This is a genomic window from Pseudomonas qingdaonensis (genome assembly GCF_018398475.1).
In the GTDB taxonomy this organism is placed as follows: Bacteria; Pseudomonadota; Gammaproteobacteria; order Pseudomonadales; family Pseudomonadaceae; genus Aquipseudomonas; species Aquipseudomonas palmensis.
This window is the reverse complement of record NZ_CP074676.1, coordinates 297,444-317,638: the sequence shown is the minus strand read 5'-3', so window position 1 is coordinate 317,638 and position 20,195 is coordinate 297,444. Positions and strand designations below refer to the sequence as shown.

The window sequence follows — 20,195 nt, the reverse complement described above, 5'->3', positions numbered from 1 at the left end:
TCGCTTTTGATGCGTTTGGCCAAAATGACCAGTTAAACAAACTATATGATGTGTAACTGGTCATAGCAACATGGCCTGATCCTTCCCTTTTCAGGGGGAGGCAAATATGTCGCTTAAGCCGGCATTTGCTGCTGTGCTTCGATCTGTGCGAGGCGCCCAACATCGTACTCAGGAGAACCTGGCAGACGCAGCTTCGCGTACCTATCTGGGAAAAATCGAAAACGGAGCCTCAAGCATCACTCTGGACAAGCTCGACGAGCTTGCCGATGCGCTCAACCTTTCTCCTCTCACCTTGCTAGCTCTAACACTGTCGGTGCGTGACTCCGAATCCCCTCAAGACCGATTGGAACGCGCTTGTGAGGAAGTCCGCCTGATTGAGGACAGAGTTGGAATGCAGGCGATCCAGGCGCAACTGGTCGGCGACAAGCTTACAAAACGTCGCCCAAACCGCCCTGCTGATCTTGAAAAGCTGACCCTCGTTTTAGCCTGCAAGGCGGAGGGCCTGACGCAAGCAGCCACGGCAAGGAAGCTCGGACTTAATCCCTCAACCGTCCAATTTCTTTGGACTCGGGCACTACCCTCCCCCGAGTAAATTGTTTGAAAGTAGCTTGCTAGTTGCGCGTAGCCAATTTCACCAGCTTGAGCGCCAGAGAGGAGGAAGCGTAACGGTGTCCCGTTGGCCGCAGAGCATCTGAATCTTGGTTCTCAGGCCACCGCGACTGAGGCCTAGGTTCTGTACGAAAAGAGATGTCGCAAACACCGCATGGAACAAGCCACCGAGACCATGGCGGAATAGTTTTTCGCGAGCTTGTCGAAGCGCGTCACGATCTTTCGGTTCTCTTTCAGCCAGCCAAACATGCGCTCGATGATGTTGCGTTGCCGGTACTTGGGCCGATCAAACAGTCTTGGTAAGCCAGGCTTGGGTTTGCGTTTCATCGAGCGCAGCGGGATGACGGGTTGCATTCGACATTGATCGCAGTAGCGGCGTAGCGCTTCGGTGTCGTAGCCCTTGTCGGCAAGCAACCATTTACAGCGCATACGCGGACAGCCTCGTTGGCCCGATGGAATGCTGACCTCGTCCAACAGGGGCTGGGCGTAGCTGATGTCACTAGCTTGGCCGCCAGAGAGGAGGAAGCGCAACGGTGATCCGTTGGCGTCGCAGAGCATGTGGATTTTGGTTGTCAGGCCACCGCGACTGCGGCCTAGAGCGTGATCCGCAGGTTCGTCAACCCCCCTTTTTTCCCGGCGCCAGAAGAGGCTCGGGTTGCACGTACTGCGGTTGAGTCGATCATCCAGGTTTGCACATCGATCAAACCTTGCTCATTCAATCTCGGGTGCAAGCGTTTGAGCATCTGATCGAATGCCCCCTGGTTTCGCCAGCCCCGAAACCGTTGATACACCGTTGACCACGGGCCAAAGCGACCCGGCATATATCACTACGCAGAACCCGAGCAGAGCACGCCATCTTGCATCAGCCGGTCGCTCAGGCGGGGCCGCCCTTGACCAAGGGTTTCGGTGAAGAGATCGGTAACTAAAATCTAGGTCTCGTCGGAAAGTTTATAACGCTTCTTCATCACAGAATCCCTTCCCGTTGATGACGGAGGGCTCTAAAACATCTCAGCTTCCGAGGTGGTGTCGATTGAGTGTATCTGGATTTCGTGAGCCTCTGGGGCGTTGCGATACTACTGAGTGCGTATGGACGTGTTGCTAACAAATTTGTAGTCTTGATGCTGCCTTGCCGCTTTCAATCCTTCAGCCATCGCGGACTTGTGGCTCTGCACTGAAGGAGCAAAGGATTTGCGTTTGGGTATGGAAGCTGATGTGGAGACCTTTCTGAATACTCCACGTCCGTTCACTAACTTTTAGTTAGTTCACTAGGGATTCTCCGATCAAGTCCCCAAATGTGCTGAAATACGCCTGACCTCCTGATCCGAGCCACCCATGAGCCAGATGAGCTTTTCCGACTTCGAATATGCCGGCAAGCGCAAGCAGACACGCCGCGAACGCTTCCTCGCCGAGATGGATCAGGTCGTGCCCTGGACTGGGCTGCTGGGGCTGATCGAGCCGTTCTATCCCAAGGCCGGCGGCGGTAGAAAACCCTACCCGCTGGAAACCATGCTGCGCATCCATCTGTTGCAGAACTGGTTCTCCCTGAGCGATCCGGCCATGGAAGAAGCGCTCTACGAAATCACGCCTATGCGCCAGTTCGCACGCCTGACGCTGAGCGCGCCGATCCCCGAAGACACCACGATCATGAACTTCCGGCACTTGCTGGAGAAGCATCAACTCGCACCTGCGATCCTTGCGGTCATCAACGGTTACTTGCAGGAGAAAGGCCTGTCGTTGCGCCAGGGCACCATCGTTGATGCCACCATTATTCATGCCCCAAGTTCGACCAAGAACGAAGAAGGCAAGCGCGATCCCGAGATGCATCAGACCAAGAAAGGCAATCAGTATTTTTTCGGGATGAAGGCTCATATCGGCGTCGATGCTGAGTCCGGCCTGGTTCATCACGTCCATGGCACCGCAGCCAATGTGGCCGATGTCACACAGGTCGCCGAGCTGTTGCATGGCGAAGAAAACGCGGTGTATGCAGACGCCGGGTACACCGGTGTCGAGAAGCGCGAAGAGCATGAAAATCGTGAGGTGATCTGGCAAGTCGCCGCGCGCCGCAGCACGTATTCCAAGCTGAACAAACGCAGCCTGCTTTACAAAGCCAAGCGCAAAATTGAGTACTGCAAAGCTCAGACACGGGCCAAGGTTGAGCATCCGTTTCGGGTGATCAAACGGCAATTTGGTTACGTGAAAGTGCGCTTTCGAGGGCTGATGAAGAACACGGCTCAGTTGACCACGCTGTTCGCTCTGTCGAACCTATGGATGGCTCGAAAGCAGCTGATGGGTATGGGCGAGTTACGCGCGTAACACGGAAGACCGGGCGACAAAGCCCTCAAAACGCTGTGCATGGGACTTTCTTTCGGCAAACAGCGGTACGCGCCGGAGAATGTTTGGCCTGCCGCCGCTTTTCGGCAAGTTGATCGGAGCATCCTTAGAGACCTGCTGCGATGATCAGCATCGAAGCCATGTCTGGGCATTGCAGGGCTGGATCTTTCCAACGCGATCGATACATCGACATCCTGATGGGCTGCACGGGAATCATGGCTTGCCCGGAAGCCCGCTATTCATCCGAAAACTCATTCACTCGACTTGATCCACTTTGTAAGGACGGGAGCCTCATAACGGTCAATGGCAGTCAGCAGTCGTGCTACGTCATCTTCTACAATCAGCATTTCTCTGTGATTGGACTTCACAAATGCTTCCTCGACCAGATTGTCCAAGAACGTGGCCAGTCCATTATAGAAACCCTCGACGTTGAACAGTGCGCACGGCTTGGCGTGGTACCCAAGCTGACCCCACGTCCAGACCTCGAAAAGTTCTTCGAGCGTTCCAATGCCTCCTGGCATGGCGATGAACCCATCTGACAGTTCAGCCATCAATGCCTTGCGCTCATGCATCGACCTCACCACTCGAAGATCGGTCAGGCCTTGGTGTGCAATTTCTTTTTCCTGAAGCGCTTGGGGGATGATTCCGATAACTTCACCGCCATTGGCAAGCACGGCATCGGCGACAGCTCCCATCAACCCCACCGAAGCGCCTCCATAGACGAGTCCGATACCGTTTTCTGCAAGTGCTTTACCTAGGCAAGTTGCCATTTCGACATAAATAGGCTTACTGCCAGAGCTTGATCCACAAAAAACGCATAGCCGCATTGTCATTTTCCCTTCTGACTATCGAAAAATTGCTTTACTCCAGTCAACCTTTTCTCAGCGGCAGGCAAGCTACCACAAGGGGTATTTGGAGGCTAGGCGCAACCGTCTGGCCGATACACCTATCCTAATCCAGATCTAACTTTCCCGCCGCTGAGGCGCGCCTCGGTTTAAACTGATATTTCTTGGATTTTTGGGTCAACAGTTTGGCCTTGCAGTCTGCTCAATGCATCAAATGCTTTTTGCATGCCTTCTGCGGTGCTTTTTTCATTACGTGAAATTGCAGTTTCTACACCTGCCCGGAGATAGGCAAGTACATTTACTGGTGCATCGGTATAGTTCGCTGTGCCGTCATAGTTAACCTTCGATAACGGCGACGACGCTCCCATAATCCCAACTAGTGATGAGGTTTCATCAACATTTAATTTGCCAGAGCGAATAAGTCCTCCCACAGTGTCATAAAGTTGGCTTGGGCTCATGTGAGTAAAATCGTAAGTATCAGTTTCTTTGGATTTTATGTTCGCAGCTGGACTGGAAAGTTTTTTGGTTTCCTGCGCCAGAAGATCCTGAAATGAAGTGTCAGACTTGGTTGCTGTGGCTTGAGCCCGCTGAGCAGCACTCAGGTAATTCGCTCCGCTTTCAATTTTCATACAAATCCTTACAGTTTGTGAAAGACACCCATGGCGAGCAAAATACGTGCCGGATTCTAAGGCAGTTGAAAATTAGACAAAGTCTTTGAGGCCGTATGGTTGGCTAAGCGCTTGCGGCAAAAAATTGCCAACTTACGGAAAAAAGTTGCCGCTGCACGAGGTCTTACAGTCATACATGCAGTCTCACGAGGAAAAACTAGATGCTACTGGTGCGAGGAGTGTGAAGTCATCTGAAAAGCTTCTGTATTTCTTGGTATGTTTTTTGCTCGTGTTAGCCATTACGTTCACATGAGGAGGTAGGCAATGCAAATTCAAGACGTACACTCGCTAATGATCCATTCGACGTCCACCGTTAAGAGGCAGCAGGATTCAGATACAACCAGCTTCGCTGATACCCAAAAGGAAATTAGTGGGAAAGCGTTAGAACAAGGTCAAGTCATAAAAACAACGCCTGCGGTGACTGCAAGTACGAAAGATTACGATTTTACAAATATGACTCCTCAAGAGGCCCTGGATGCGTCCAGTAGCTTGTACCAGTCAGGTGAGATTTCGTTTGAGAGCAATTTGACAATCGGAATGCAGGCACTCCTTGCTTTACATTCACCGGGCGTGAATCCGAGTAAACCTATAAACTTTGTAGAGGTTTTTCAGGCAGGGGCCGAAGGTGCATACTCCCGAGGAGAGAGGCAGCATGCTAGCCAGCTCCAGATGGCATTGAGTGATATGGTGCAAAAAAGTATGTCAAATAATAGTGGGTATAATGAGGTATAGGCGAGAGCCCACCTACCTACATGTAGGTAGCTCCAGCTTGTCAGTATATTATCTTCTAGAGACGGTTAGTTTATAGGCTGCTTGCGATAAAACCGATTGCCATTCATGCGACAGTAATCGAAGGGCCTCACTTGGCCGCTGTGTCGGCAGAACTTGAGGCCTGAGTAGCATAAGCTCGTTACTTCGCCGTTAATGGGAGCCGAATTTTTCAAAAAACTGACTACAGCATCCTGCCACAAGATAGCTTTGCTCCTGCGGTGTGGAAAAGGTTTCGCGCTTAGTAGTTCATAATGCATAGATATATTTGGGTGGGAACACTGGAGTCTCGCGATCGTTCATGAAGATCAGAAAACGAGACAGCAGGTCTTGCCTAATTTTGGCAATTTTCGATGGAGTTACTGTGAAATTTATGCTAGATCGCCGCCGCTTGATTCAAGGTGTGCTTCTCTCATCTGCGGCGTTGGCCATTCCTGCTTTGGCCGCTGATACGGTGCAGCTACAACTTCATCGGTTAGAGCAGGTGTCGGGTTGCACCTTAGGGCTCTGTGCGATCGATACAGAGACTGGTAACGAAATATCATACCGTGGCGATGAGCGATTCGCGTTCTGCAGCACCTTTAAGGTCTTGCTCGTAGGTGCGATCTTGAACCTGAGTCAGGCTGATGCAGGGCTACTTGCGCGCCATATAACGTATAGCGCCGACAGGTTAGTGGTTTATTCACCCGTTACCGAAAAGCATGTTGATGTGGGTATGAGTGTATCGGAGCTCTGCGCTGCCACGCTGCAATACAGCGACAACACTGCAGGGAATCTATTGCTTGACTTGGTAGGCGGTCCGCTTGGGCTTACCACTTTTGCTCGCAACATCAGCGATCCGATTTTTCGCCTCGACCGTAACGAGCCAGAGCTAAATTCCGCATTGCCTGGCGATATTAGAGATACAACAACACCTATCGCTATGGTCACCACGCTCCAGCGGCTCTTGCTGTCCGAAATTTTGCCACTCAGTGCTCGACAGCAGCTACAAAATTGGCTCATGGGAAATACCACCGGTAATACGCGTATACGCGCGGGGGTGCCACTTGATTGGGTGGTGGGAGACAAGACCGGCTCCGGTGATTATGGCGTTGCCAACGATGTAGGTATCATCTGGCCGCCGCGAAAGTCACCGTGGATTCTTGCTGTGTTTACCCGAGGCTCGGCTAAGGACTCGCCTTGGCGCAGTGAAACTATTGCGACTGCAACGCGCATTGTAGTGGATGCTTGGAAGTTTTAGGCGGACGTCGTCAGTAGAGTGAGGCTAGGTGTCTAAGCGGCACGGTGCCTTTCAATTCCAAGGGCACCCAAAGCTGACGCGTGTCTCGATCCAACTGCCCCAGGTAGCTGGCCAGCGCATCCAGTACGTTCGATTCTTCAGCCGCCTGTGAGCGGCCAAACGCCATGCTCAGCGTTGTATCGACGTCGCTGCGAGCGCGGACCTTTGCTGAAATTTGCTCGAACTGGCCATGTTTCAGAATCAGTACCAATGCTTCTTCGAGACAGATCAGGCGTGCCCAGAGACTGTCTGTGGCTTCTTTTGCGTCAATCTTGGACAAGGCGACAAAGGCCTTCTTGTCCCCGCTAAGGATTCTCCGATCAAGTCCCCAAATGTGCTGAAATACGCCTGACCTCCTGATCCGAGCCACCCATGAGCCAGATGAGCTTTTCCGACTTCGAATATGCCGGCAAGCGCAAGCAGACACGCCGCGAACGCTTCCTCGCCGAGATGGATCAGGTCGTGCCCTGGACTGGGCTGCTGGGGCTGATCGAGCCGTTCTATCCCAAGGCCGGCGGCGGTAGAAAACCCTACCCGCTGGAAACTATGCTGCGCATCCATCTGTTGCAGAACTGGTTCTCCCTGAGCGATCCGGCCATGGAAGAAGCGCTCTACGAAATCACGCCTATGCGCCAGTTCGCACGCCTGACGCTGAGCGCGCCGATCCCCGAAGACACCACGATCATGAACTTCCGGCACTTGCTGGAGAAGCATCAACTCGCACCTGCGATCCTTGCGGTCATCAACGGTTACTTGCAGGAGAAAGGCCTGTCGTTGCGCCAGGGCACCATCGTTGATGCCACCATTATTCATGCCCCAAGTTCGACCAAGAACCAAGAAGGCAAGCGCGATCCCGAGATGCATCAGACCAAGAAAGGCAATCAGTATTTTTTCGGGATGAAGGCTCATATCGGCGTCGATGCTGAGTCCGGCCTGGTTCATCACGTCCATGGCACCGCAGCCAATGTGGCCGATGTCACACAGGTCGCCGAGCTGTTGCATGGCGAAGAAAACGCGGTGTATGCAGACGCCGGGTACACCGGTGTCGAGAAGCGCGAAGAGCATGAAAATCGTGAGGTGATCTGGCAAGTCGCCGCGCGCCGCAGCACGTATTCCAAGCTGAACAAACGCAGCCTGCTTTACAAAGCCAAGCGCAAAATTGAGTACTGCAAAGCTCAGACACGGGCCAAGGTTGAGCATCCGTTTCGGGTGATCAAACGGCAATTTGGTTACGTGAAAGTGCGCTTTCGAGGGCTGATTAAGAACACGGCTCAGTTGACCACGCTGTTCGCTCTGTCGAACCTGTGGATGGCTCGAAAACAGCTGATGGGTATGGGCGAGTTACGCGTGCAACACGAAAGACCGGGCGACAAAGCCCTCAAAACGCTGTGCATGGGGCCTTCTTTCGGCAAACAGCGGTAGGCACCGGAGAATGTTTGGCCTGCCGCCGCTTTTCGGCAAGTTGATCGGAGCATCCCTAGAGTAGCGAGGATGCTTAATTTATGTCGAAGGCACCCAGTCAAATTGTACTATCAGGAACTGCTCACTCTGCGAAAGTATTATCTCCACATGTTGGTGATGTTGCAGTTCATCCTGGGCCGAGGGGGACGAAATACATTGATGCAACAATATATGACGGTAATTCATGGCGCGTATTGTATCTGAAAAGCTTTGGGTTTGGCTCGGGTAGCAGAGTGTATTGCGAACCGCGAGAAATTGGACCAATCATGCGGAACATTCAGAACAAAATCACTAGCTGTGAGGGGGGCATGGTTTATCATGACATTCCCTTCGGCGATAAGACGCGTAAATATATATATCGAGGAGCCTCACCTTCTTCTTTTCTACAGCCTAATCCTTGGGGTCTCTAAGAGGTTATTAGGTAAAAACTTGCTGGTGTAGATCGGCATCCCAACACTTCGTACCGCTAGGCCAGGCGGCTTTATTGACGTGAGTGTTGGGATTTTACCGTTTCCATTTAAGCTCAGGGTACGGCATTTTTAAAAATAGATACTCTCTAAAGTTTTAGGTGGGATTGGCTAAAACACTTTGCCCATCTTGATCCACCATGTTTGCAAAAGAATGGATGGTAGTTGGTTAATAAGGCTCGGCCCAGGCCTCAGATAATGTTTGTCTAAAAAGATTCGACAGCAGATGCGCATTGTTGTCACGACTGATTTTCTGAATATGCGTCAGCTCGGGCGCGGCAAGTGTGCTTTCAATAAACTCATACAATCTAACGAATTCAGATCTATCTGTTAAGATTGCGCCACGACATTTGCGCTCTACAAGACTATTGATATCCGACTGTAACTCAGGACTTATTGTCAGAGTGGAAAGCAAGTAGTTTAAACGCATAGGGGCTGGCTTTTGATACTGCGACATCCACAAGGCAGTCAGGAGCGGCCTCAAAGAGCTCAACATGACTTTTGGGTCTAATGTATCTGTGCTCATCCTCTTAAAATTACGCTTCGCTAGACTCTGGTAATGATGGATACCTATTCCGATAGAATAGATGTCTGCGAGTAAGCGTTGAGCTTGCGAACGAAAGTGCGTTCTTTCTAGGTAGATCAAATCAGACTGAAGCCATTCGACAAATGATGAATTAGACTTCCAAAACAGCCTCAGTGCTTTGCGCAAGTCCCAGCCATGTAAATCCAAACCATCCAAGGTTGACAAATCTACGTGATCAGCCTGCTCCTCAAGAGAAATTGAAAGGTACCAGTCTTCTTTATGAGCATACACAAATCGAACATCATAATCGCTACTGATTGAGGATAAGCCGTAGGCACGGCTGCCAGCCTCAATAGCCATAATTACGACTACGTCATGAGCCGCTTCTATTTTTTTAAGTGCCTTGCCAATATCTTCGTTGCTGATCATGGATGATTAACTCTTCTAAGTACGCCTCGTCTTGTTAGATCAGATTTTTAGCAGATCAACGGCGCATGCTTGGCTCAGCATGGGCTTCAAGATTTCCGAAAAACATGACCTCTTTGGCAATAGGTCTGGACAAATGTGTAGAGTAGTAGAATGAAAGTTCATGCATGCTATGGGCTTTGTACAGCTCACAAATCTCCACGCAATTATCATATGTTACAATCCAAGGTGCTTTAAGTGCGGCGACAGACTGTGAGATTTCAAGGTGGTCACTTGGCTTATAGTGATTTCTATACAACTGCGCCCCTTTGTTGTAGTACGGAGGGTCTAGATAATATATAGATTCCGCCGCTACATCTTTGTCATCAATTAGCTTGATGGCATCGACATTAGAAACCTTTACTTTCTCACGAAGCTTTGCCAGGGATTCAATTCGCGAAATAAGTCCGGCCTTGTTAAATCGGGCATCTAACTTGTAATATCCATCCTGAGATCTGCCACCAATCACTCCACCTCGAATAATACCGGACCTATTTGTTCTATTTAGAAAAAAAGTCGCAAACCCCAATTTGACTAGATCGGAGGTGTCTCCTAGCAGCATTGCAGACTTTTGCTCTTCCCAAGTGTCAATAGTTATCGGTGTTTCATTTACTAGGCTTACCAGTTTTTCCGCGTCATTAAAAACAGACCACCAGAACGCATACACACCTACATCAACGTCGTTAATTAGTATTCTGTCAATAAAGTTGTTAAGTAACAAATACACTGCCGCCCCCGCACCACCTGCGTAGGGCTCAATGTACTGCCGATCCTTAAAGTTATTATGCTTAATCAAGTCAGCTAACCAAGCACCTAGCCGCCCCTTACCTCCAGGGTATCTAAGCGGCGTCACAAATGAGGGGGCAATAGACATGGTTAGCACAGTTCTTTAAGTTAATTTTCCGATTATACACTACCCGAAGCATTTGATCACCCACTGGGTAAAGTCACTCGTCTAGATATGCAAGCATTGCACTATCTACACCGTGCCCCTTAATCATCACGGCCTTTATCTTCGAGGTCAGACCATCTAAAAATTTTCCGCAGTCTTGTTTGTTTGCACGCGCCCATGCTCTGAACGGGTTGTACTCCGCTTTACCTTGAATTGCTTTTTGAATCTCGACATCTTTATAGAAGTTCTTGAACGCCTCACGAATCGGGGGTTGGTTTTTAATTAAATTGTCTTTTGTGATTTCATCTAAAAGATTAATTACCGGCGCTGTCAATTTCAGCCTTCTTGTCAAGGCCGTCGCAGCTTTTCTGAATACCGGCTTGGTGAACTTTATTTTGTTTTTCCAGTAAGGGTCATTGTCTGGAAGATTATAAAGAAACTCGAATAGCAACTGGTCTGGAGGAAGCGCGCCAGGGAGGAGTGCCACTGTAGGGTTAACATCAGCACCGTGAGCGTCCGCATCCAGCACGATGATGCTTTTTGTAAAGAATTCCGGAATTTTATGATCAATTAAAGAAAGGTAAGACTTGCATCCAAGGTTTACCTCCTTCAAGGGCGACATAATTTTTCGCAATGAGCGCTTAGTGACGATGGCGTCAAAAAAGTCCACCGCCTCGCGGTCCTCATAGTAGACGTTGATTTTTGGTAGGTACTTATCATCGTCAACTTCGATGGTCTTTGTGAGTATGTCGGAATAGATCTCTGCCCAAGAAATATTTTCACGCCTTTCAATAGGCCCATGAGTATCACTAAGATATATTGTCTTATAACTTTTACGATCCAGATTTGAAAGCCTGTAAATTTCTTCAATTATAAGTGGAGAGTGCGTGGTCATGATTACTTGCAGGTTAAGGTTTTTTGCTTCTCTTGTAAGTATTTTGATTAGCGCTAACTGTGCGGCTGGGAACAGCCCCGCGTCGGCTTCATCTATTAGAAGTATTCCACCCTTGTAATCAGCGTACTCATCCTTCAACTTTTTGAACGATAGTAATGCCAGCAGAAGTTGCCCGGCGTTATCTTCTCCGGCTGAGACTGCATCCTGATCATAATTTTCTCCAAACGCTGCCGCAGATTTTATATTTCCTGTCGTTGCAGTCGCTCGACTTATACCTTTTTTATTGAGCAACTCTTGGTTTAGCGAGATAAAGTCGTCAATATTGTCATTTAGGTATTGTAGGTCATAAGGTTCATAACCATCGCGTTGCGTAATCGGCGTAAGTCGCTTGAGACTGAGATAAATCACCGGGTGCGTTGGGTTCCTACTAGTATTTGCGCCGTGTATTGTTTTGTTGTGTCGAACAACAGGACGAGGATCAGGTCTATCTTTATAATCATATATACGAAGCTGCATTGTCGCTTGCTGGTTCGTGTAGCCGTCATATAAATGTATCGTGGTTTTCATGGAACCAGTCACATCGTATGTTTTAGATAGCCTAAAATGCTCTCCAGGAAACGACTTATATGGCGAGCCAGTAAGGGTTGTGTGGGGGAGTTTTGTTTTTTTGACGTAATCAGTGCTAAAGCTAAATATTTGGGCAATAATCCCCAGAATAGAAGATTTTGCCGTACCATTTTTTCCACATATGACAGTTATGCGCTGCCCAAAATCTAAACTAATGTTTGACAGGGCACGAAACTTTTCAATTTCAAGCTTATTTATTGAAGTTACGTTCTTCTGCATTGCTACTTTCCTTGTGCTGCCCTGTTGCAGTTTATAAATTCCAGGTCGTAAGGTTCGATCAGCGGGAGGCCTAGGTGTCGTGGCTGTGCGCTGAGCCCACTATCTGTCGGAATGGGCATAATGCCACTGCTAACGAAATTGTCGAGCCAGCTGTATTTTCACGCCTGCTCGACGACTATAGTCAAAAAAATATGAGACGTATTTTTGTCGCGGACACGAGCGATACTGCGCTCAGTGCCGGCTTTCAAAGATGTGTGGTATGCGATCGGCACTGCGCTGGAGCTCGAGGGGATGTTCAGTATCTCTAAGCTCGCGACTTGGAGTGCAAGTCCGCACAGATCAATCTCTTCTTTTTCCGGAGATGCAGGTGGTACAAGGGGGACAACCAGCTGTGGCACAGCCTTTAGCTGTACTCCATGCATCTGCACTAGAAGGTACAGGTGGTACAAATTGACGTGTTTGTACCACATGCACTCCGCCCCCTATTGACCGGTGGTACAGCTCAAGGCTCCGTGGCTCTAGGGTGTCCCTCGTATACCCTTTACCCCACACAAATATGCCGTCAGTCAGCGCACGCCAGCCGTTCAAGCGCAATCCAGTAGAAGCGATCCTTTCCACCCTCCGGCAGTCGCCTCTGTGCTTGATGTTTGCCGTACTCCCGCTTGGCAATGGCACCAGCAGAATCCAGCGCCAATATTACGCGCCCCATTTCGTACCCTTTGGTGGCCTCCTCCAGAGCGGCCCGGGAGAACAGGTACAGGCGGTCACCATTTTCTGCGTTATCCCATAAGCCAACACGATCTCGAACAGGCTCGCTCCCCTTAGCGGCGCTCTGGAAACGGCTGGAACCGTGACGGGCGATGAAGTCAGCAATGGCCCGCAGTATCTGCCGGTCTTCACTTGGGCCATCACCACGCCCAGCGCGCCACACGTCGAACAGTTCCAGCATGGCTTCACGGGCGGTTCCAGCCGGCAAGGGTAGGATGCCGAAACTGATAGCCAGCTCACCGGCCATCGCCACTAGGGCGAAGCGTTCAGCAGCTCGGCTTTCCTGCCCATTGATGCTGGGGTACTGCTCGCAAAACTGCGCCAACAGCGCAGGCAGTCCGCCCGGCACGTCAGCTTCCAGCAGCTTGCGGATGAACTGCGGCCCGGCGTGCCCGTAATGGGTCACGCTGGTGTGTTGGATGGCGTCGGAGAACTCCCGGCCTCCCGTCATGCCGTGCAAGTTGTCCCATGCGCCATAGGTGCGGCGGGCGGGTATATCCAATAGGCGAATTTCCTGCCCTGCTCGGCTGCGCTTGCCCCCCTCGGCCATCAGTGCAGATAACCCCAGTTCGCCGGATGAAAACAGCATGACACGCCATCGCCTCGCAGCCCGTGCCGAACCGTTGCGACTGGCCCTGGTCTTACCGGTTCCGTTTGCAATTGCGTAAATCACGGCACCTATCTCACGTGGGTCGGCTTCGCCTATCTCATCAAGCGCCAGTAGCGTGTCATTGCGCTGGCTTGCAATGCCCTCCAGTCCGTTACCAGTCGCGCGCCAGGTACGCTTGAAGTCTTCGGCGTGCCCCCATACGGACGCGCCGGCCAGAATGGCTGAACTCTTACCGGTGCTCGAATCGCCAACAACGTGGAAGCCGCCACCTTGCCGTTGAACGTGGTACAACAGCGGGCCGGCCAGCGAAGCACATACGCTCAGCAGCAGCAGCGGGTTGCCTTCGCACATGACTCCGATACCCGCCTGCCAGCCTTCCAGCGTGCCTCCTTGGCAGTAGTCGTCACCATTGACAGAGTCGCTCTGGAACATCGCCTTACCTATACCGATATTCTGACGCGGCATGATGAACAGCGCTCGGCTATGCCAGCCGGTGGACGTGGCCGCTATCACGCGGTCTTTGGGGTATTGCGCAGCGATGTACTGACAGACCTTGGTGCGGCGTTGGTAATCCACGTCCAAGCCCCTGCTCAACAGAACGGACAAGATTGAATCAGGTTTACCGGCCAGTAGCTCATTGGGCATTGCCCAAGTAAGTTCGTGGCCATCGGCATTACGAAATCGCAACAGGCGTCCGTAGTCACCGTCTTGCCCTTCATTGCGAGTCACAGCCTCTACATGCAAAGGCCCACATAGCCATTCATCGGACGGTACATAGTCGCCACTCTGCTTATCCAAGCTTTGCCCGTGACTCCAGACGCCAGGACGCAATTTCACGCCGTCCAGGGTGATGCCATGGTCATAGACCCGATAACAAGGGCGTTCGATTGGTGGTGCTTCAGCTTCCGGTATCAGCGGAATGACAGTAGCCGCGCTCACTGTGCGGCCCTCCAACTGGCAAGATCATTGAAGTCAGAAAGGCTCAGCGGCTCCGCACCACTCCAAGGCGGCAGCACCAACCCACAGCCCAGCATGGCGGCAGCACGTGTGGCAGCTTCCCGGCCAGCGTTGCCTTTGCCTTCAGCCTCGGTTCTACGGTCGTCATCGCCAGCGATAATCAGCGGACTATCAGGGTGAAGGCGTTGGAGCTGACGCCCCGCTTCCAATAGGTTACCGGCGTTCATAGCGCAGGCCACGGCAAAGCCGGTTGCGTCATGGATGGTAGCGCCGGTTGCCCAGCCTTCGCAGACGTAAAGCGGCTGCTCCGGCTCTAGGGTGCCAATGGGTGAATACGCACCATCCGCGCGACCACCAGATAGAAACCACTTGCTGCCGTCTGATCGGATGCGTTGCAGGTTTACCAGCACACGTCCCAGGTACAGAGGCACAAGCAGCACACCGCCCGACTGTCGCAGGTCGTAAAGCTGGCAGCCCTTTGCGATTAGATACGAGTGGCGCGGATGCGCCGGGCCGCTACTGCTCCACTGCCGTCGAGCTACGATAGCGGCGGCTTGCTGGCACTGGTGCCGCTCGGTTTCACGATGGTGCCGGGCCTGCTCGGTGCGCTGGGCAATTAGTTGCGCCTCCATCGGATCGACAGGTTTGCGACTGCTCCAGTGGTGCCAAGCGCTGGCAGCCTTCCAGTTCCCGAACACACCCGATGCAATGCCATCCAAGTGAAGAACATACCAGCCATTTCGAGTGCTGGCCTTGTCGTCAGGCACACGGAAGCGGTGAATGATGCCATCGGCCACAGGCAGCCAATTGAGCGGGCCGAATGTGGCTTGCAGAGCATCCCGAAACAGAAGCACGGGGTCAGTCATTGGCCACCTCTTGATGAGCTGTGAGGGCGCGCAACGTCCTACCGTGCAGTTCGGCACAAATGCAGGGCAGTTCATCCAACGATTTGACCGGACAGGCTTCCACGACTACGCCAGGACTGCGGATGCTCAACCGCCCTAACTCAACATCAGGGGATTTCAGAAAAGGCCCGAGCAGCGGGTACGGCTGTTTTGGATAGGTGACGAAAAACATCACGATGGCTTTCTCCGAGCAAGCCGATCCCACCAGCGCAAAAGCGCCGTTTTGAATTTTCATGGATTAGTTCTCTATGGACTTGTCAGGGGCAGTGGCCTAACGGCAACCAATGCGTAGTAAGCATTAATGCCGGTATGCACTCCGACTGGATCTAGGTTCCAACCAAGAGGGCTGGCAGCTTGATCGGTCGCGTCCAGCGGCACGGTGAGCTTGACAAGATGAAGCTGAAAACTGTGACCGCGCGCGACTTAAACACCGGTGGAAACATTAGGATTTCTGCCCCTCATCTGATGCCGGAGGGCACGGCCCGTGAGCGTCCAAAGCTCGGGGATGCCACGGTACATAAGGATTTCGTCGCTTCGCATACCACCTGCCTCTTGCATTTACATCAGTGCTCGAAACACGGCCCGGGCACGTTCAAACTGGTTTGGCAGCAGGCTATAACGGGTCACGGTACAGGCCGCCCCCCAGCAGTTCGGGACTCGCTCTTGCTGGCGCTGAAAGGTCAGACCGTGGCGGTTCGCCAGAGAAGCAATAGTGCTATTTAGGCAGTGATCACCAATGTGTTCAGCTTCGAAGCGGTTCAGGCTGCCGCCAGTCAGCAGGTACGCCAAAACGCGGGCGATCTTGGACAGGGCTTCGGTGGCAATATCACCGTGCGATTGGGTGCGAATCTCTGCGAGAGCATGGCCCTTTTTCATTTCAGACCACCTCGCCGGTATGGTTGGCCGTACGGCGCGCCAAGAATTCAGCAATGTCGTGAATTCGGTACTTCACGAGGCGGCCCACTTTGAGGAATGGCAAGTTGTAACGGCCAGTTGAACGCCATACTGCAAGGGTGGATGCCTTCACACCCAAGGCTATAGCCGCCTGCTTGTCGTCTATGTTGACAGGCGGGTACTTCTGATCGAAACCAAGCTGAGCGGCAATCTCTGACTTGATTGCGGCAATGGTTGTGGCGCTGGTGGTATGCATGTAGATGACCCCGTACTTATTGAGTTAGTGGGGCCATGATTGGCAAAAATTCTACTACGCGCACCCTGCTTAATTAGACCTCTTTTTCTTCCCTAGGCGCGCACTCTTGGCCATAAGCTCTTCCAGGCGCTTGTCGCCCAGCACCATCCCGGCTGCCTCAAAGGCGGCGCGGACAAAAGCGAGACGCCCCTGGGTTCTTGCCGGCAAGTTATGCTTGGACAGATATTCATCCCAGACGGCCAGACAGGCGCGTACAAGATTACGCTGATGGGGCGTTCCTTTCGGACCACAGCGATCCAATCCAAGGCAGTCAAGAGCTATCTGTACTGACTGCCGTACACTCTCAGGAGCTGGTATCTGAATGCCCGGAATTGCGTCCGGGTCGTCACAAAAAACCCACTTGGTTTGCAGGCTCATGTCCATGTCGTTCTGGGCTTTATTTATCCGCCCTAACGTGCCCTTGTCGCACAGTTCGAGAGCTTTGCTCAGGCCGGAATCGTCCATTTTGAGCATGGCCTTCAGTTGCGCCTTGGCATCTTTGTTGGTTGCCGCACGTTTTTGAGTCACTTGGTACGATTGGTTGGCAATTGCTACCGCGCGAAGAAGGCTCCACATCCCTTTCTCGTCAACTCGCCCTCCAGCCAGCCGATGGACCTCTAGAATCAAGGCTTTGTTGATCTCGCCTGATACCTCTGTCTCTGTTTCCAGCCTCGACCAATGGCCCTGAGGCTGCCGCGTCCAATTCACACCAGTCATGCTGGCAACCTCATCATGCGCGCTTGAACTCCAGCACGTTGCCCGCCTTTAGCATCGCCTGAGTTGCCGCATTGACAGACTCGCGCACCGGGTCAAGATCAAGACGTGCGTAAATCGCCGTAGATTGCAGGCTCTTGTGATTCAGTGACTTACCGATGACTATCAGCGAAGCGCCGGTTTTTGCCTGCCAGCTCCCGAGGGTACGGCGCAAGTCGTGAATGCGTAGACCGGTCATGTCATAAGTTACCGGCTCAACGCCCAGCGTCTCAGCAATGGATATGTAATGTTTTTCGGCAGCGGCTGGCGCTTCAAGTACCAACCTATCTGCATGCGTACGCTCTTCGATGGTTAGCTTGCCGTCAGCTTCCATGTGGTCAAGTAAGCGACGGATGCTGGCGCGGCGAAGGATCGTCGCCCAGGCCTTTTTTGGCTCGACTATATGCCCGGTCTTGCCTGTACCAGGGAAGACAAAAGGCGAACTACCACGGGTCTCCTTGATGGAGCGTAGAATGGTTACGGCTTCGGGCGACAAAGTCACGCTCTGCGGCGTGCCGTTCTTCGTCATGTCGATTCGCCAAACGCCCGCGTCCAAGTCGATCTCACGCCAAGCCATTGCTTGCACATTGGAACGGCGCGCGCCCGTCAACAGCGACATCAGAAAGAAGCCACTCAGACTTGATTCAGAAATGGCGGCTAGCAGGTAAGGTAGCTCGCCCGGCTGGGCGAACCGGTCGCGTGAAACTGCCGGATTTTTCTGTATCCGCATAGCCGGATTGGTGCCAGTGAAGTGCTCGTGATCGACGGCAAAGTTGAAGACCGACGAGATTATTGCGACCGCTTTGTCGGCTTGACGCTCGCTCTTCTTGCTGGTCTTTACGTGGATCGCCTTCACATCGGCACGAGTTACATGTGAAAGCTTCTTCGACCTAATCAGCGTCATGTGCAGGCGCAGTACGTCTAGATAGTCGTGCTTAGTGCGATCAGTAATCGGCGCCCCGTTACGCTTTTTTTTGTTCTTCAGCATGTCTTCAAGCATTGCCGCAAAGGTCGGCTCTTCGCGAATGGCACGGCGTACTGCGGCTGGATTCGCGCCGGCCGCAAACTCACCCAAGATTTTCTGCGCTTCGGCCCTGGCCTGCTCGACAGTCATGCCGGGGAAAGTGCCAAGCTTCACCCACGCCATAGATGCGCCAGAGCGCTTCACTACATAAAAGGTGCGCGTGCCGGCGAACGTTAATCGTAAGGCTAGCTTCGGGACCTCGGTGTCATAGACGGTCGTTCGACTACCTGCCTCTGGCGGCGAGAGCGCTAGCAACGCAGTCTTGGTGAATTTAAATTTCACGGCCTACTCCTCCAACCGGGCTAGCACTGGGCTAGCACGGGCTATCAAAATTAAGCGATTTTGGTGATAGCCCGTAAAAACACTAAAGCCCTACAGACCCCGCTCCATATAGGCTCGTAGTGTAACGTAAAACCTCGTACACCCCCCTACCCTCTAACTTGTAATCAGTAGGTCCCGGGTTCGACTCCTGGTGCCGGCACCATCACAAGGTTGCAGAGACAGTTTTCAGTGTTTCTGAAACCCCCGAAAAACCCGCCTTTTGGCGGGTTTTTTCGTTTTTGGCGTACTGAGTGTGCAGCGGCCCTTCCTACGAAGCTGCAACCACCGACAGCTCGATACGCTGGCCAAGCACTTGCAGTGCATGCTCGACCTGTTCGATCTTGGAGCGGTGCAGCAAATCTACCAACCGATCTACTTGGGGCCGATTCACCCCCAGCCGGCGCGCTAACTCGGTCTTGGTCACCTTCTGCTTGATCATGGTATTCCACAGTGCAGCCTTGGCCGCAGTCAAAGCAGGTAGCCGCACCACAGGCTGGCCAAGTGCAGGTGGAGACGGCAGCGGTATGGCAATGCGCTGATCCACGTAAAAGGAAAGCGCCGACTCCAGGGCATCTACCGCGTCGAAAAGTGCTTCCTCAACCGTATCACCGGCGCTGGACATTTCAGGGACGTCGGCGCAGCTCACCCATGGGCCGCCTTCTTCCTCGTGCACGGTTACTGGATAGTCATACATGGCCTTTGGGCCTCCCATAGGGCTCGACTTCAATCACCGAGGCCCAGGTCTTTGATGATTTTTCTTCTCAAACCTTCGCTGATTTCCTTAGCGCCATGGTCTGGGAATATGGTTTGTCGGTTGCCGAGGTAAACCTTGAAATGGCTTCCCTTCGCAGGCACGAACGTAACGCCATGTGCTCGCAACCATCGTCGAAACTCGCTGTACTTCATGTGCAGTCCCACCATCTCGACACCGCCACACTGCAACAGTTATGTTGCGTAAGCAACAAAAATGTTGCTTCTTCGCACGGCCGAAAAATGGCGATGGTAGCTCAGGCGCTGGCCTGTCCAACCTGCTTAAGGGTGACCAGATATGGCGGTGCGAACGGCGGCAACGGGCTCCGCCAAGCTGACAGCAAGATCCAGGACAAGGCTATCGAGCGAGAGGTAGAGGCCCAGGACAACATCGAGACCTTCCAGAGCCGCACTAGGACCGTCGACGACCATTCGACCGAGTCAGTGGGTGGAATCAAGAAGATCGAGGCCCTGGGCGCGCTCAAGCTGCTCTCAGGCGGATCCGCGAGCCTGGCGGCCGTGGATGATCTGCACCAGACCACTGGTCGCGACCTCAACCTGGTGGTGGGGCAGAAGCTCAATGCCACTGTGGGTGGCGACCTGCAGGAGCAGATCCAGAGCCTGCGCAAGAGCGTGGCCGGGGCCAGCCAGCGCCTGCAGGCGCCCAAGACCTGATTGGGTTCAGAGAGTGTGAACGTGCTGCAGGTGTTGTGTGACCTGCTGGATGTGGTGGAACAGATGAATACCCAGCTAGCCGGGCACACACATGGCCCCACTCCGCCGCCTAGTAACGCTGCGGCATTCAGTGGGAACTCAGTCGCTGTATTGCGTCTTGCAGCACTAATGAAGTCTGTGACTGATTAAGC

The 20,195-nt window shown here is 52.6% G+C and carries 19 protein-coding genes and 3 pseudogenes; 6 read left to right on the top strand and 16 right to left on the bottom strand.

The window, feature by feature from the left end; translation table 11 throughout:
• Positions 1 to 106 precede the first annotated feature (106 nt).
• Positions 107 to 592: a helix-turn-helix domain-containing protein gene (locus tag KH389_RS01485; RefSeq protein WP_213606760.1), complete on the top strand. Its 486-nt coding sequence runs from the start codon at positions 107 to 109 to the stop codon at positions 590 to 592.
• Positions 593 to 726: 134 nt separating this feature from the next.
• Here the strand turns inward: KH389_RS01485 and KH389_RS01480 are convergent.
• Positions 727 to 1,538 (bottom strand): annotated as a pseudogene (locus KH389_RS01480) (IS5 family transposase).
• A gap of 403 nt (positions 1,539 to 1,941) precedes the next feature.
• Here KH389_RS01480 and KH389_RS01475 point away from each other — a divergent pair.
• The gene (locus KH389_RS01475; RefSeq protein WP_213605882.1) at positions 1,942 to 2,922 is read left to right on the top strand and encodes an IS5 family transposase; all 981 of its coding nucleotides are present in this window, start codon (positions 1,942 to 1,944) and stop codon (positions 2,920 to 2,922) included.
• Between the two features lie 269 nt (positions 2,923 to 3,191).
• On the opposite strand, the gene KH389_RS01470 is transcribed toward KH389_RS01475, so the two are convergent.
• Both KH389_RS01470 and KH389_RS01465 read right to left on the bottom strand, forming a co-directional pair.
• Positions 3,192 to 3,773 carry an LOG family protein gene (locus KH389_RS01470; protein WP_213606759.1) on the bottom strand — a complete coding sequence of 194 codons (582 nt, stop codon included), beginning with the start codon at positions 3,771 to 3,773 and terminating at the stop codon, positions 3,192 to 3,194.
• Positions 3,774 to 3,934: 161 nt separating this feature from the next.
• The gene (locus KH389_RS01465) at positions 3,935 to 4,414 is read right to left on the bottom strand and encodes a hypothetical protein (protein WP_213606757.1); all 480 of its coding nucleotides are present in this window, start codon (positions 4,412 to 4,414) and stop codon (positions 3,935 to 3,937) included.
• A 303-nt stretch (positions 4,415 to 4,717) separates the two neighbouring features.
• Between KH389_RS01465 and KH389_RS01460 the strand changes: the two genes are divergently transcribed.
• Together KH389_RS01460 and bla are read left to right on the top strand one after the other, a co-directional pair.
• Complete coding sequence (locus tag KH389_RS01460; protein ID WP_213606756.1) at positions 4,718 to 5,185, top strand: hypothetical protein; 468 nt, start codon at positions 4,718 to 4,720, stop codon at positions 5,183 to 5,185.
• Between the two features lie 400 nt (positions 5,186 to 5,585).
• On the top strand, positions 5,586 to 6,461 hold the full coding sequence (gene bla, locus KH389_RS01455) for a class A beta-lactamase (RefSeq protein WP_412547296.1): 876 nt from the start codon (positions 5,586 to 5,588) through the stop codon (positions 6,459 to 6,461).
• Between the two features lie 10 nt (positions 6,462 to 6,471).
• Here bla and KH389_RS01450 read toward each other — a convergent pair whose 3' ends face one another.
• The gene (locus tag KH389_RS01450) at positions 6,472 to 6,780 is read right to left on the bottom strand and encodes a hypothetical protein (protein ID WP_213606752.1); all 309 of its coding nucleotides are present in this window, start codon (positions 6,778 to 6,780) and stop codon (positions 6,472 to 6,474) included.
• Between the two features lie 92 nt (positions 6,781 to 6,872).
• Here KH389_RS01450 and KH389_RS01445 point away from each other — a divergent pair.
• Positions 6,873 to 7,850: pseudogene (locus KH389_RS01445) on the top strand (IS5 family transposase); the annotation flags it as partial.
• 747 nt (positions 7,851 to 8,597) lie between these two features.
• On the opposite strand, the gene KH389_RS01440 reads toward KH389_RS01445, so the two are convergent.
• The 12 genes from KH389_RS01440 to KH389_RS01385 form a co-directional block, all read right to left on the bottom strand.
• A complete protein-coding gene (locus KH389_RS01440; protein WP_213606750.1) occupies positions 8,598 to 9,383 on the bottom strand; it encodes a nucleotidyltransferase domain-containing protein in 786 nt (261 codons plus the stop codon).
• Between the two features lie 55 nt (positions 9,384 to 9,438).
• Positions 9,439 to 10,293 (bottom strand): DNA adenine methylase, encoded by an 855-nt coding sequence (locus KH389_RS01435; protein WP_213606748.1) that lies wholly within the window; start codon positions 10,291 to 10,293, stop codon positions 9,439 to 9,441.
• A gap of 73 nt (positions 10,294 to 10,366) precedes the next feature.
• Entirely contained in the window at positions 10,367 to 12,052 is a 1,686-nt protein-coding gene (locus tag KH389_RS01430; RefSeq protein WP_213606746.1) for an AAA family ATPase, read from the bottom strand.
• 562 nt (positions 12,053 to 12,614) lie between these two features.
• Positions 12,615 to 14,369, bottom strand: coding sequence for a DUF927 domain-containing protein (locus tag KH389_RS01425; RefSeq protein WP_213606744.1), 1,755 nt, complete (start codon positions 14,367 to 14,369; stop codon positions 12,615 to 12,617).
• Entirely contained in the window at positions 14,366 to 15,253 is an 888-nt protein-coding gene (locus tag KH389_RS01420; protein ID WP_213606742.1) for a toprim domain-containing protein, read from the bottom strand. The genes KH389_RS01425 and KH389_RS01420 overlap by 4 nt, the downstream gene beginning before the upstream one ends.
• On the bottom strand, positions 15,246 to 15,527 hold the full coding sequence (locus KH389_RS01415) for a hypothetical protein (RefSeq protein ID WP_213606741.1): 282 nt from the start codon (positions 15,525 to 15,527) through the stop codon (positions 15,246 to 15,248). Before KH389_RS01415 ends, KH389_RS01420 begins: the two co-directional genes overlap by 8 nt.
• Positions 15,528 to 15,850: 323 nt before the next feature.
• Complete coding sequence (locus KH389_RS01410; protein WP_213606740.1) at positions 15,851 to 16,168, bottom strand: hypothetical protein; 318 nt, start codon at positions 16,166 to 16,168, stop codon at positions 15,851 to 15,853.
• Position 16,169: 1 nt separating this feature from the next.
• Positions 16,170 to 16,442, bottom strand: a complete 273-nt coding sequence (locus KH389_RS01405; protein WP_213606739.1) for a helix-turn-helix domain-containing protein — start codon at positions 16,440 to 16,442, stop codon at positions 16,170 to 16,172.
• 69 nt (positions 16,443 to 16,511) lie between these two features.
• Positions 16,512 to 17,198 (bottom strand): hypothetical protein, encoded by a 687-nt coding sequence (locus KH389_RS01400; RefSeq protein WP_213606738.1) that lies wholly within the window; start codon positions 17,196 to 17,198, stop codon positions 16,512 to 16,514.
• 13 nt (positions 17,199 to 17,211) lie between these two features.
• Positions 17,212 to 18,540: a tyrosine-type recombinase/integrase gene (locus tag KH389_RS01395; RefSeq protein WP_213606737.1), complete on the bottom strand. Its 1,329-nt coding sequence runs from the start codon at positions 18,538 to 18,540 to the stop codon at positions 17,212 to 17,214.
• A 307-nt stretch (positions 18,541 to 18,847) separates the two neighbouring features.
• Positions 18,848 to 19,273: a type II toxin-antitoxin system HicB family antitoxin gene (locus KH389_RS01390; protein WP_213606736.1), complete on the bottom strand. Its 426-nt coding sequence runs from the start codon at positions 19,271 to 19,273 to the stop codon at positions 18,848 to 18,850.
• A 29-nt stretch (positions 19,274 to 19,302) separates the two neighbouring features.
• A complete protein-coding gene (locus KH389_RS01385; protein ID WP_213606734.1) occupies positions 19,303 to 19,485 on the bottom strand; it encodes a type II toxin-antitoxin system HicA family toxin in 183 nt (60 codons plus the stop codon).
• 104 nt (positions 19,486 to 19,589) lie between these two features.
• On the opposite strand from KH389_RS01385, the pseudogene KH389_RS01380 reads away from it, so the two are divergent.
• Positions 19,590 to 20,193: pseudogene (locus KH389_RS01380) on the top strand (hypothetical protein); the annotation flags it as partial.
• Between the last annotated feature and the right edge of the window lie 2 nt (positions 20,194 to 20,195).

Bases quoted from the DNA above. Each gene is read 5' to 3' on its own strand.
- KH389_RS01390 (WP_213606736.1), bottom strand. From the start codon at position 19,273: ATGTATGACTATCCAGTAACCGTGCACGAGGAAGAAGGCGGCCCATGG.
- KH389_RS01385 (WP_213606734.1), bottom strand. From the start codon at position 19,485: ATGAAGTACAGCGAGTTTCGACGATGGTTGCGAGCACATGGCGTTACG.
- KH389_RS01420 (WP_213606742.1), bottom strand. From the start codon at position 15,253: ATGACTGACCCCGTGCTTCTGTTTCGGGATGCTCTGCAAGCCACATTC.
- KH389_RS01485 (WP_213606760.1), top strand. From the start codon at position 107: ATGTCGCTTAAGCCGGCATTTGCTGCTGTGCTTCGATCTGTGCGAGGC.
- KH389_RS01415 (WP_213606741.1), bottom strand. From the start codon at position 15,527: ATGAAAATTCAAAACGGCGCTTTTGCGCTGGTGGGATCGGCTTGCTCG.
- KH389_RS01440 (WP_213606750.1), bottom strand. From the start codon at position 9,383: ATGATCAGCAACGAAGATATTGGCAAGGCACTTAAAAAAATAGAAGCG.
- KH389_RS01465 (WP_213606757.1), bottom strand. From the start codon at position 4,414: ATGAAAATTGAAAGCGGAGCGAATTACCTGAGTGCTGCTCAGCGGGCT.
- KH389_RS01405 (WP_213606739.1), bottom strand. From the start codon at position 16,442: ATGCATACCACCAGCGCCACAACCATTGCCGCAATCAAGTCAGAGATT.
- KH389_RS01460 (WP_213606756.1), top strand. From the start codon at position 4,718: ATGCAAATTCAAGACGTACACTCGCTAATGATCCATTCGACGTCCACC.
- KH389_RS01400 (WP_213606738.1), bottom strand. From the start codon at position 17,198: ATGACTGGTGTGAATTGGACGCGGCAGCCTCAGGGCCATTGGTCGAGG.
- KH389_RS01410 (WP_213606740.1), bottom strand. From the start codon at position 16,168: ATGAAAAAGGGCCATGCTCTCGCAGAGATTCGCACCCAATCGCACGGT.
- KH389_RS01430 (WP_213606746.1), bottom strand. From the start codon at position 12,052: ATGCAGAAGAACGTAACTTCAATAAATAAGCTTGAAATTGAAAAGTTT.
- KH389_RS01470 (WP_213606759.1), bottom strand. From the start codon at position 3,773: ATGACAATGCGGCTATGCGTTTTTTGTGGATCAAGCTCTGGCAGTAAG.
- KH389_RS01435 (WP_213606748.1), bottom strand. From the start codon at position 10,293: ATGTCTATTGCCCCCTCATTTGTGACGCCGCTTAGATACCCTGGAGGT.
- KH389_RS01475 (WP_213605882.1), top strand. From the start codon at position 1,942: ATGAGCCAGATGAGCTTTTCCGACTTCGAATATGCCGGCAAGCGCAAG.